Genomic DNA, 10,866 nt, shown 5'->3' with positions numbered 1-10,866 from the left:
AAAAAGAAAAAGGGGGGAGAACCACACATCGGGGTGTTCCGCCCCTCTCTGTCTTGCCGAGACGGGAGCCTCAGGCGTTGGGACGCTTGCCGTGGTTGGCGGCGTTGCCCTTGCGGCTACGGCGCTTGCGACCGCGCTTGCTCATGATGGTCTCCTCACGAAGGATGGATCAGGGGTCGGGCTCATAATCCCACACCCGGTGCCCGGGTCCGGAATCCGGGTCATCCCCGATCCGGGTGTCGGGCGCACTCTGGAAGGGTGGGCCTCGTACCAGCCACCAAGCACGAGGGAGCCTCATGAGCACAGAGTCGTGGGCGGTCGCCGCCCCCCAGACGATCGACGTCGAGCAGGTCTCGGGAGTGACGCTCCGCCTGCAGGACGGCCGGGCCGAGGTGGTCGCCGACCCGGCGGCCACGGGGGCGCGGGTCGAGGTGCTCGAGGTCGGGGGCAAGCCGCTGCAGGTGACGCGGGACGGCGACCGGCTACGCGTCGGCTACGAGAGCTCGGCGCTCGACTCCGTCATGTCGAAGCTGAAGAACCTCCGGGAGAGCGAGCGTGCGGTGGTCCGCGTGACGGTACCGCCCGCCGCGGCCGTCGACGTCGGCACCGTCGGGGCCGACGTCGAGGTCACGGGCGGCCGGAAGGTCGCCGTCAAGACCGTGACCGGCACGGTCCGGACCTCCGGTACCACCGGGCCGATGTCGCTGCGGGCCGTCTCCGGCGACGTATCGGCCGACGGGCACACGGGCGACGTCTCGGCCTCCGTCGTGTCGGGACGGGTCGCGCTCTCCGGTGCCCTCGCCCGGGTATCCCTCAGCACGGTGTCGGGGGCGGCGACCATCAGTGCGCAGGCGAGTCCCATGATCACGGCCAAGACCGTCTCCGGCGCCCTCGACGTGCGCCTCGCCGCCGGGACGCCGGTGAACGTCAAGGTGCGCGGCGCCACGGGGCAGGTCGTGCTCGACGGTTCGGTGCTGCCGAGCTCCGGCGCCACGCTGGTCGTCGACCACTCCGAGCTGCCCGCCGACGGGCGCGGCGCCGCCTACCTGTCCGCGACCGTGACCTCGGCGCACGTCACCGTCGACCGTCGCTGATCCCCGACAGTCCTCACGAAGGAGCTACCGCTATGCCCGCACCCCACGTCGTCCTGCTGACCGACGCCTTCGGACGCGTTGCCGAGGAGGCCGGCCGCGTGCTCCGCGGCGCGACGCCGGAGCAGCTCGCGTACCGCCCCGACCCGGATGCCAACACCGTCGCGTGGCTCGTGTGGCACCTGGCGCGGGTGCAGGACGACCACGTCGCGGACGTGGCGGGCACGGAGCAGCGCTGGACGGCGGGGGGCTGGGCCGACCGGTTCGCCCTGCCGTTCGCGGCGGCCGACACGGGGTACGGACACTCGGCGGAGCAGGTCGGGGCGGTGCGCGTCGACGCAGAGCTGCTCGCCGGCTACCTCGACGACGTGCACGCCGCCACGACGGCGTACCTGGACACCGTCACGGCCGGCGACCTGGACCGCGTCGTCGACACGCACTGGGACCCACCGGTCACGCTGGGCGTGCGGCTCGTCAGCGTCGTGGCGGACGACCTGCAGCACGTGGGCCAGGCCGCCTACGTGCGCGGACTCGCCCGGCGTGCCGGGGTCTGAGGGCCGTCACTCGTCGGCGGGCAGCCCCAGCCAGCCGTGCCACCCGGTGTGCAGCACGAGCCACGCCATGAGGCCGTACCCGGCCTGACCCGGGTACGTGGAGCCGTTCGTCGCGAGGTCCGCGAGCCACTGCTCGTGCTGCGCCAGCGGCGTGTACGTGTCCACGTACGGCACGCGGCGTCGGCTCGCGACGTCGGAGAAGGCGGCCGAGAGCTCGGCGATGCGGCCGCCGTCCTCGGGCAGGCCCGGCGGGGGGCCGACGACGAAGGCCGGGACCCGGCTCGACTCCGCGACGTCCAGGACGTTCGCCAGGTTGAGCCGGGACCGCGCCACCGAGAGCGACGAGCCGACGTCGTGGCGGCCGAGCGCCACCACGAGGCGGTTCTCGCAGGTGTCCTCGGGGCCGAAGCGCGACTGGGTCTCCGCCTGCCACCGCGCGCCGAGCGCGGAGCTGGTCTCCCCGGGCACGGCGAGCGTGAACGCCATCGCCGGGCGGCCGAACCGGGTGCGCGCCATGACACGCCCCGTCCACCCCAGGGCACGAGCGTCTCCGACGCCCACGCTGAGCTCGTCGCCCACGACGCAGATGCGCACCTCGGTCTGGGTCACTGAGCCTTCACCGTCCAAGTCCTGTCTCGCAGTTGCGCGGCTATTCTGGGCCACGCCCGGCCGTGGCGAAGGATCCCACGCCGAGCCGTCCGGTGCCGTGGTACCGCGCCGCACGCGGGTCAGAGCAGCGTGGCACCCCACCGCACGACGTGCTCGTCGCCCGGTGCGAGCCGCACGAGCCGCTCGCCGGTGTTGAAGGCGTCGGCTACGCAGGTCATCGGCTCCGCCGCCAGCCCGTACCGCTCGTAGCCGGAGATGTGGTCGGCCGTGCACACCTGCCAGCAGTCCAGGGAGTCGCCCATCCAGATCGCGGCGGTCCGCCCGTCGGGGCAGCCGAGGCGTGCCCACGACAGCCCGGCGTCGTCCCGGGTGGCGTCCACCCAGGCGTCGTCGAGGTCGATCCCGGCGAGGGACCGCGTGCGGCGCAGGTCGTAGGGGCCGCCCACCGGCTCGGCGCCGGTGGGGAGCAGCCGGTCGTCCACGGTGACGTGCGTCTCGGCGTCCAGGCTCACGGTGCACTCGTCGAGCGGCGCGCCGCCCGTCGACAGCCACGGGTGGAAGCCGACACCGTACGGCGCCGTCCCGGCGCCGACGTTGCGGGTGGTCACGGTCACCGAGAGCCCGGCGTCGGAGACCGCGTACCGCACCTGGAAGACGAGCTGGAACGGCCAGCCCTTCTGCGCCGGCAGGGCGAGCTCGAGGGTGATCCTGTCGTCGGCCTCCTCGACCGGCGTCCACCGGTACCAGCAGGCGAGGCCGTGCAGGGCCGTGCCGCGGTCGGGCTCGCTCACGGGCACCTGGTACCGGGCGCCACCGGCGGTGTAGGAACCGTCGCGCAGGCGATTCGGCCAGGGCAGGAGGACGGCGGCGTTGAAGACGGGGGCGGGCTCGTCCTCGGTGAACGGGACGAAGACGTCGCGCCCGGAGACGGTGTACTCGCGCACCATCGCGCCGACCTCGGCGATGGTGGCCCGGTGCTCGCCGGAGGCGATGCGGAACTGCCGGCCCGACGGGGTGGGGACGGCGGAGGAGTCAGCGGTGTTCACGCTCACACCGTAGTCGGGACGCCGGATCGACCTGGCCGACGTAGCGTTGGGGGGAGCCAGATCTGACAAGACGTCCCCTCGCGTCCGAGGGCCCGCGCCGCGCGTCACGCGTAGCGCCACCGAACGGAGGAACGATGGAGAAACAGGTGCTCGGCCGCACCGGCCGGCTGGTGTCGGTCGTCGGCCTGGGAACCTGGCAGCTGGGTGCTGACTGGGGCTCGGTCGACGACGACCAGGCCCGGGCAGTGCTCGATGCCGCGTTCGATTCCGGCGTGACGTTCTTCGACACCGCGGACGTCTACGGAGACGGCCGCAGCGAGAAGGCGGTCGGCGCCTTCCTCGCCGACCACCGCGGCGACGGCGTCACCGTGGCCACCAAGATGGGCCGGCGCATGGACCAGGTGCCGGAGAACTACGTGCTGGCGAACTTCCGGGAGTGGACCGACCGTTCGCGCCGCAACCTCGGCGTCGACACGCTCGACCTGGTGCAGCTGCACTGCCCGCCCACGGCGGTGTACTCCGACGACGAGGTGTTCGACGCGCTCGACGCGCTCGTCGAGGACGGCGCGATCGCCGCGTACGGCGTCTCCGTCGAGACCGTCGACGAGGCGCTCACCGCGATCGCGCGCCCGGGCGTCGCCACGGTGCAGATCGTCCTCAACGCCTTCCGGCTCAAGCCCCTCGAGAAGGTGCTGCCGGCGGCCTCCGCGGCGGGCGTCGGGATCATCGCGCGCGTGCCGCTGGCCTCGGGGCTCCTGTCCGGCCGGTACTCCCACGACACGACGTTCGGCGAGGACGACCACCGCACGTTCAACCGCGAGGGCAAGGCGTTCGACGTCGGCGAGACGTTCGCCGGCGTGCCGTTCGACGTCGGCGTCGACGCGGCCGTGCGCTTCGCCGAGCTCGCCGGGTCCGCCCTGAACCAGGACCTCACGCCCGCACAGGCCGCCATCGCCTGGGTGTGGCAGCAGCCCGGGGTGTCGACCGTGATCCCCGGTGCACGGAGCCCCGAGCAGGCGCGTCTCAACGCCGCTGCCGGCTCGGTCGACACGCTCGGCCCGCTGTTCTCCTCCGGCGTGCGGGAGATCTACGAGGAGTCGATCAAGGAGCACGTGCACGACCGATGGTGACCAGGGACCGGCCGGTTGCCGCCCACCAACGGTGACCACAACGCCGAGATAGAGAAGGCGGACCCGCGAGAGAGAGAAGCTCGGACGAGACCGCAACCAGTGCGGTGTCGTCCGAGCTTCTCTCTCTCGCGGGTCCGCCTTCTCTATCTCGGCGTCAGGCGCGCTCGGCGTCAGGCGCGGTCGAAGGACTGCGCGAGCAGGATCTCCTGCTGCTCCTTGTGCCGCCTGGCCGTGCCGGCGGCGGTGGCGGCCGACGCGGGGCGTGAGGCGACCCGCACGCGCGGCAGGTCCTCCGGGAACGCCAGGTGCAGGAACGACCAGGCGCCCTGGTTCTGCGGCTCGTCCTGGACCCAGACGACCTCGGCGCCGGCATACTTGGCGAGCTCTGCGCGGACCTGCTCCTCCGGGAACGGGTAGAGCTGCTCCAGCCGCACGATCGCGGTGCGGGTGTCCTCCCGCTTGGTGCGCTCGGCGAGGAGGTCGTAGTACAGGCGGCCGGTGCACAGCAGCACGCGGTCGACCTGTGCCGGGTCCACGGTGGTGTCGCGCAGGACGGGCTCGAAGGTGCCGGTCGTGAAGTCCTCGACGCTGGAGGCCGCCGCCTTGAGGCGCAGCAGCTGCTTCGGCGTGAAGACGACCAGCGGCCGGCGCGGGCGTTCGTACGCCTGCTGGCGCAGCAGGTGGAAGTACGACGCGGGGGTGGAGGGCTGGGCCACCGTCATGTTGTTCTCCGCGGCGAGCTGCAGGAAGCGCTCGATGCGGGCCGAGGAGTGGTCCGGGCCCTGCCCCTCGTAGCCGTGCGGCAGGAGCATGACCAGGGACGAGCTCTGGCCCCACTTCTGCTCGGCCGAGGAGATGAACTCGTCGATCACCGTCTGGGCGCCGTTGACGAAGTCGCCGAACTGCGCCTCCCACAGCACGAGCGCGTCGGGGCGCTCCACGGAGTAGCCGTACTCGAAGCCGAGGGCCGCGTACTCGCTGAGCGAGGAGTCGTACACCCAGAACTTCGCCTGGTCGCCCGACAGGTACAGCAGCGGCGTCCACTCGGCGCCGGTGTTCCGGTCGTGCAGCACCGCGTGGCGCTGCACGAAGGTGCCGCGCCGGGAGTCCTGGCCCGCGAGGCGCACGGGGGTGCCCTCCATGAGCAGGGTCCCGAACGCGAGGAGCTCGCCGAAGCCCCAGTCGATGCCGCCCTCCTTGGCCATGAGCTGGCGCTTCTCGAGGAGCTGCGCGAGCTTGGGGTGCACGGTGAAGCCCTCGGGGGCGGCCACCTGGACGGCGCCGACCCGCTCCAGCGCGGAGTGGGACACCGCCGTCTGCCAGCCCACCATGTCGCCGGCGCCCTCGCGCTGGGACTCCGGGCGCTCCAGGCCGAGGATCTCGTCGTCGCCGTCGGGCGTCGAGGCGGTGCCGGCGGACTTGGTCTCGGTGAAGACCCGCTCGAGCTGCGCCTGGTAGTCCTGCAGCGCCTGCTCGGCCTCCTCGACCGTGATGTCGCCGCGCGCCACGAGGTTCTTCGTGTACAGCTTGCGGACCGACTGCTTGGCCTCGATGAGGTTGTACATCAGCGGCTGCGTCATCGACGGGTCGTCGCCCTCGTTGTGCCCGCGGCGGCGGTAGCAGACCATGTCGACGATGACGTCACGGTCGAACTGCTCGCGGTAGGCGAAGGCCAGCTCGGCCACGCGGACGCAGGCCTCCGGGTCGTCGCCGTTCACGTGGAAGACGGGGACCTGGTAGCCCTTCGCGACGTCGGTCGCGTAGGTGGTCGAACGGGACGACGACGGGCCGGTGGTGAACCCGACCTGGTTGTTGATGATCACGTGGATCGTGCCGCCGGTCCGGTACCCGCGCAGCTGCGCGAGGTTGAGCACCTCGGGCACGACGCCCTGGCCGGCGAAGGCCGCGTCGCCGTGGATGAGGATCGGCAGGACGGAGAAGCCGTCGCCGCCCAGGTCGATGCGGTCCTGCTTGGCCCGCACGATGCCCTCGAGCACGGGGTCGACGGCCTCGAGGTGCGAGGGGTTCGCGGCGAGGTAAACCTTGGTCGTGGCGCCGGTCTCGGCGGTGAACACGCCCTCGGTGCCCAGGTGGTACTTGACGTCGCCGGAGCCCTGCACGCTCTTCGGGTCGAGCTGACCCTCGAACTCCTTGAAGATCTGGCCGTAGCTCTTGCCCGCGATGTTCGCCAGCACGTTGAGCCGGCCGCGGTGGGCCAGGCCGATGCCGACCTCGTCGAGCCCGCCCTCGGCGGCCCGGCTGAGGATGGCGTCGAGCAGCGGGATGACGGACTCGCCGCCCTCGAGCGAGAAGCGCTTCTGACCCACGAACTTGGTCTGCAAGAAGGTCTCGAACGCCTCGGCCGAGTTCAGGCGGCGCAGGACGCGCAGCTGGTCCTCGCGCGGGGTGCGGGCGTAGCCGGCCTCCAGGCGGTCCTGCAGCCACTTGCGCTGGGCCGGGTCGGAGATGTGCATGTACTCGATGCCGATCGAGCGGCAGTACGAGTCGCGGAGCAGCCCGAGGATGTCGCGCAGCGTGTTCTTGGTCTTGCCGCCGAACCCGCCGGTGGGGAACGTGCGGTCCAGGTCCCAGAGCGTGAGGCCGTGGTTCTGGATGTCCAGGTCCGGGTGCTTGCGCTGGCGGTAGGCGAGCGGGTCGGTCTCGGCCATGAGGTGGCCGCGCGAGCGGTAGGAGTGGATCAGCTCGGCGATCTTGGCCGGCTTGCCGGCCTCGACGTCGGCGTCCACCGTGTTGTCGCGCACCCAGCGCACGGGCTCGTACGGCACCCGCAGCGCGGCGAACACGCGGTCGTAGAAGCCGTCGAGGCCGAGCAGCTTGTTCGCGAGCGCCTTGAGGAACTCGCCGGACTGGGCGCCCTGGATGATGCGGTGGTCGTAGGTCGACGTGATCGTCATGACCTTCGAGATGCCCATCCGGGCGAGCTGCTCCTCGGAGGCGCCGGCGAACTCCGCCGGGTAGTCCATGGCGCCGACGCCGATGATGGTGCCCTGGCCCGCCATGAGGCGCGGCACCGAGTGCACGGTGCCGATGCCGCCGGGGTTGGTGAGGGAGATGCTGGTGCCGGCGAAGTCGTCCATGCCGAGCTTGCCGCCGCGGGCCTTGCGGACGAGCTCCTCGTACGCCGCCCAGAAGCCGGCGAAGTCCAGCTCCTCGGCCTTCTTGATGCTGGGCACGAGCAGCTGGCGCGTGCCGTCCGGCTTGGCGAGGTCGATCGCGAGGCCGAAGCCGACGTGCGCGGGCTGCACGACGTGCGGCTTGCCGTCGACGCTCTCGTAGTGCGCGTTCATCACCGGCATGTCGGACAGCGCCTCGACGAGCGCGAAGCCGATGAGGTGCGTGAAGGAGATCTTGCCGCCTCGGCCGCGGGCCAGGTGGTTGTTGATAACGATGCGGTTGTCCACCATGAGCTTGGCGGGCACGGCACGCACCGAGGTGGCGGTCGGGACCTCGAGCGAGGCCTCCATGTTGGTCACGACGCGCGCGGCGGGGCCGCGCAGCTTCTGCACGGCGTCGGTGGCCACGCCGTCGGCGGTCTTCGGCGCGGTCTTCGCGACCTCGGCGTAGGGGGCGGTGGAGGGGAGCGCCTCCGCGACCGGGCGCACGGCGCTCACCTCGGGGTCGGCGGAGAGCGGAGCCGGGGGCGCGGGCGCCTCCTGGGGCACGGTGGCCGCCGGCTTCGCGGGGGGCGTTGGTGCTGCCGCAGGGGGAGCGGCGGGAGCGGGGGCGGCCTGGACGGCGGGCGTCACCGGGGCCGACGGCTCGGGCTGCGTCGCAGGAGCGGCGCCGTTGCTCGCCTCACCGGGCTCGTAGTCGGCGAAGAAGTCCCACCACGCGGGGTCGACCGCGTTCTTGTCCTTGAGGTACTGCTCGTAGAGCTCGTCCACCAGCCACTCGTTGGCTCCGAACGCGCTCGCCACGCTGATCGACTTTGACCCGTCCTTCGGGGACACCACGCGCGGATCGCCCACTTTCACACAGTTGCAGATTGTTCGTTCGGAAACGCCCGACGGTGCCGGTGCGTACGGCCAAGCCTATGCCCTCCGCGGGTCCCTGCCAGGGAGGGCGAGCGGCGTCAGACGGCCGTTCCGGGCCGCGCCACGGGCATCGTGGCCGTCCGGTAATGGGGTGGGCAACGACTCTTCGGGTCGACCCGAAGATTCCGTCGAGCGGCGTCATGACCGGACCACGCGCGGCCAATCGCGGCATGCGGGTGTGAGCAATCTCACGCCCGAGGCGCGAGTGTCGGAGCCGCGACGAGTCCGGACGCGGGGGGTCAGTCGTCGGGCTCGGTCGTCACACCGGGCGCCGGCCGGGCGAGGGCGGGGAGGGTCACGCGCATCGTCGCGCCACGGTCGCTGTCCGCCACCTCGACGTGCCCGCCGTGCAGGTCCACCGCCCAGCGCACGATGGCGAGCCCGATGCCGGTGCCGCCGCTCGCCACCCCGCCGCCGGACGTGGGGGCGGCGGGCGGGCGGGAGGACGCCGACCCGCTGGCGAACCGCTCGAAGATGCGTCCGCGGTCTTCCGGGGCGATGCCCGGCCCCTCGTCGCTGACCTCGAGGACGACGTCGTCGTCCACCGGGTAGGCGTCCAGGCGCACGGTGCCACCGTGGGGCGAGTGCCGGATCGCGTTCTGGAGCAGGTTGGTGACCACCTGCCGCAGCCTTTCGACGTCGGCCTCGAGCGTGAGATCGGGCGGCGTGACGTCGACGACGTAGCTCAGGCCCTTGGCCGCGTCGACCATCGACATGGCCTGCGCCGACTCCTCGAGGAAGTCGCCCACCGAGAACTCGCTGAGCACCAGCGCCGACGCGCCCGCCTCCACGCGCGACAGGTCCAGCAGGTACGTGACGAGCCGCGTGAGGCGCTCCGTCTGCTCGAGCGAGAGCTCCAGTGCCGACGGCGTCGGCTCCGTGACGCCGTCCACCATGTTCTCGAGCTGGGCCTGCAGTGCGGCCACCGGGGTGCGCAGCTCGTGCGAGACGTTCGCGATCAGCTCGCGCCGCACCCGGTCCGAGGCGCCGAGGTCCGCCGCCATCACGTTGAACGTCTCCGCGAGCTGCCCCACCTCGTCGCGGCTGGTCGCCCGCACCCGGATCGAGTAGTCGCCGGCCGCCATGGCCTGCACGGCCGCGGTCATGTCGCGCAGGGGGGAGGTCATGCCGCGCGCGAGGAGCTGTGTGATGACCAGTGACAGGAAGATCGCCAGCGGGAAGGTGCGGCTGGGCCCGAGCCCGTTGCGCAGGCCGAGCCAGGTGATCAGCACGGCGAACGTCACCGTGGCGACGACCAGCACGCCGAGCTTCGTCTTGAGCGAGCGCAGCGGGTCGAGGGGCCGGACGTCGGGCAGCCGGTGGTGCTCCTTGCGGCGCGGGTGGCGGGCCGAGGTGCGCGGTGCGTCGTCCCCCGCGCCGTGCCGGTTGCCGTGCTGGCCCTCGACGGGGGCGGCCACGTCAGGCTTCCGGCGGCTCGAAGGCGTAGCCCACGCCGTGCACGGTGCGGATCAGGTCCGGCCCGAGCTTGCGGCGCAGCGCCTTGATGTGCGAGTCGACCGTGCGCGTGCCGCTCGCGTCGGCCCAGTCCCACACCTCGGCGAGCAGGCGCTCGCGGGTCTGGACCGTCTTGGGCGAGCTCGCGAGCATCACGAGCAGTTCGAACTCGGTGGGCGTGAGGTGGACCTCCTCGCTGCCGCGGTGCACTCGCCGCTGCGCCCGGTCGATCGTCACGTCGCCCATGACCATCGGCGGGTCCGCGGGCGTGGTGACGGCGGCCTGGGTGGCGCGCTCCACCCGCCGCAGCAGCGCCTTCACGCGCGCCACCAGCTCTCGCATCGAGAAGGGCTTGGTCATGTAGTCGTCGGCGCCGACCCCCAGCCCGACCAGCATGTCGGTCTCGTCGTCGCGCGCCGTGAGCATGAGGATCGGGATCGGGTGCTCGGCCTGGATCCGCCGGGTCACCTCGAGCCCGTCGATGCCGGGCAGCATGACGTCGAGCACGATGGCGTCCGGCTGCAGTCGCATGGCGGCGTCCACGCCGGCCAGGCCGTCGCGCGCGACCTCCACGCGCCAGCCCTCGGCCGACAGGCGCTGTGCGATGGCGGCCGCGATCGCGGGCTCGTCCTCGACAACGAGCACGGTGGCGTTCTGCTGGCCGGACGAGCTCGGGGTGCCCGGGGCGCTCGGAGGTGTCGCGGTGGTCATGGAACCATCTTGCACCGGCTCCCTGTGGACGCGCTGAGTACACGCTGGCCGCGCGGACGTCGGGAGGGTGCCAGAAGGGCGTCAGAAGGGCGCCAGAGGGCGCCAGGAGGACGTCGACTCGCCCGGGAGCGGTCGCCCGATAACATCGGAGCACGATGGACGAGAGTCGAAATGTCGCGCGGACCGCCGCGCCGTGCTCCCTTGGCAACCGGCCA

General features: G+C 72.1%; 9 protein-coding genes. 3 read left to right on the top strand and 6 right to left on the bottom strand.

The window, feature by feature from the left end:
* Nucleotides 1-70 precede the first annotated feature (70 nt).
* A complete protein-coding gene (locus tag AC1C2V_RS01855) occupies nucleotides 71-145 on the bottom strand; it encodes a 50S ribosomal protein bL37 (protein ID WP_099052597.1) in 75 nt (24 codons plus the stop codon).
* A 151-nt stretch (nucleotides 146-296) separates the two neighbouring features.
* Between AC1C2V_RS01855 and AC1C2V_RS01850 the strand changes: the two genes are divergently transcribed.
* Together AC1C2V_RS01850 and AC1C2V_RS01845 are read left to right on the top strand one after the other, a co-directional pair.
* Nucleotides 297-1,094 carry a DUF4097 family beta strand repeat-containing protein gene (locus AC1C2V_RS01850; protein ID WP_495387861.1) on the top strand — a complete coding sequence of 266 codons (798 nt, stop codon included), beginning with the start codon at nucleotides 297-299 and terminating at the stop codon, nucleotides 1,092-1,094.
* Nucleotides 1,095-1,126: 32 nt separating this feature from the next.
* Nucleotides 1,127-1,645: a mycothiol transferase gene (locus tag AC1C2V_RS01845; RefSeq protein WP_495387860.1), complete on the top strand. Its 519-nt coding sequence runs from the start codon at nucleotides 1,127-1,129 to the stop codon at nucleotides 1,643-1,645.
* Nucleotides 1,646-1,651: 6 nt separating this feature from the next.
* On the opposite strand, the gene AC1C2V_RS01840 is transcribed toward AC1C2V_RS01845, so the two are convergent.
* Together AC1C2V_RS01840 and AC1C2V_RS01835 are read right to left on the bottom strand one after the other, a co-directional pair.
* Nucleotides 1,652-2,254: a GDSL-type esterase/lipase family protein gene (locus AC1C2V_RS01840; RefSeq protein ID WP_495387859.1), complete on the bottom strand. Its 603-nt coding sequence runs from the start codon at nucleotides 2,252-2,254 to the stop codon at nucleotides 1,652-1,654.
* A gap of 119 nt (nucleotides 2,255-2,373) precedes the next feature.
* Entirely contained in the window at nucleotides 2,374-3,300 is a 927-nt protein-coding gene (locus AC1C2V_RS01835) for an aldose 1-epimerase family protein (protein WP_495387858.1), read from the bottom strand.
* 134 nt (nucleotides 3,301-3,434) lie between these two features.
* Here AC1C2V_RS01835 and AC1C2V_RS01830 point away from each other — a divergent pair, with 134 nt between their 5' ends.
* A complete protein-coding gene (locus AC1C2V_RS01830) occupies nucleotides 3,435-4,430 on the top strand; it encodes an aldo/keto reductase (RefSeq protein WP_495387857.1) in 996 nt (331 codons plus the stop codon).
* A 170-nt stretch (nucleotides 4,431-4,600) separates the two neighbouring features.
* On the opposite strand, the gene AC1C2V_RS01825 is transcribed toward AC1C2V_RS01830, so the two are convergent.
* The 3 genes from AC1C2V_RS01825 to AC1C2V_RS01815 all read right to left on the bottom strand — a co-directional run bounded on the left by AC1C2V_RS01825 (nucleotide 4,601) and on the right by AC1C2V_RS01815 (nucleotide 10,651).
* Nucleotides 4,601-8,404, bottom strand: a complete 3,804-nt coding sequence (locus AC1C2V_RS01825; RefSeq protein ID WP_495387856.1) for a multifunctional oxoglutarate decarboxylase/oxoglutarate dehydrogenase thiamine pyrophosphate-binding subunit/dihydrolipoyllysine-residue succinyltransferase subunit — start codon at nucleotides 8,402-8,404, stop codon at nucleotides 4,601-4,603.
* Nucleotides 8,405-8,724: 320 nt separating this feature from the next.
* Nucleotides 8,725-9,801: a HAMP domain-containing sensor histidine kinase gene (locus tag AC1C2V_RS01820; RefSeq protein WP_495388432.1), complete on the bottom strand. Its 1,077-nt coding sequence runs from the start codon at nucleotides 9,799-9,801 to the stop codon at nucleotides 8,725-8,727.
* Between the two features lie 103 nt (nucleotides 9,802-9,904).
* Nucleotides 9,905-10,651, bottom strand: coding sequence for a response regulator transcription factor (locus tag AC1C2V_RS01815; protein WP_495387855.1), 747 nt, complete (start codon nucleotides 10,649-10,651; stop codon nucleotides 9,905-9,907).
* Nucleotides 10,652-10,866 lie beyond the last annotated feature (215 nt).

Source organism: Isoptericola sp. Y541 (genome assembly GCF_059445465.1).
The sequence above is the reverse complement of the archived record's forward strand: the minus strand, read 5'-3'. Positions and strand labels throughout refer to the sequence as shown.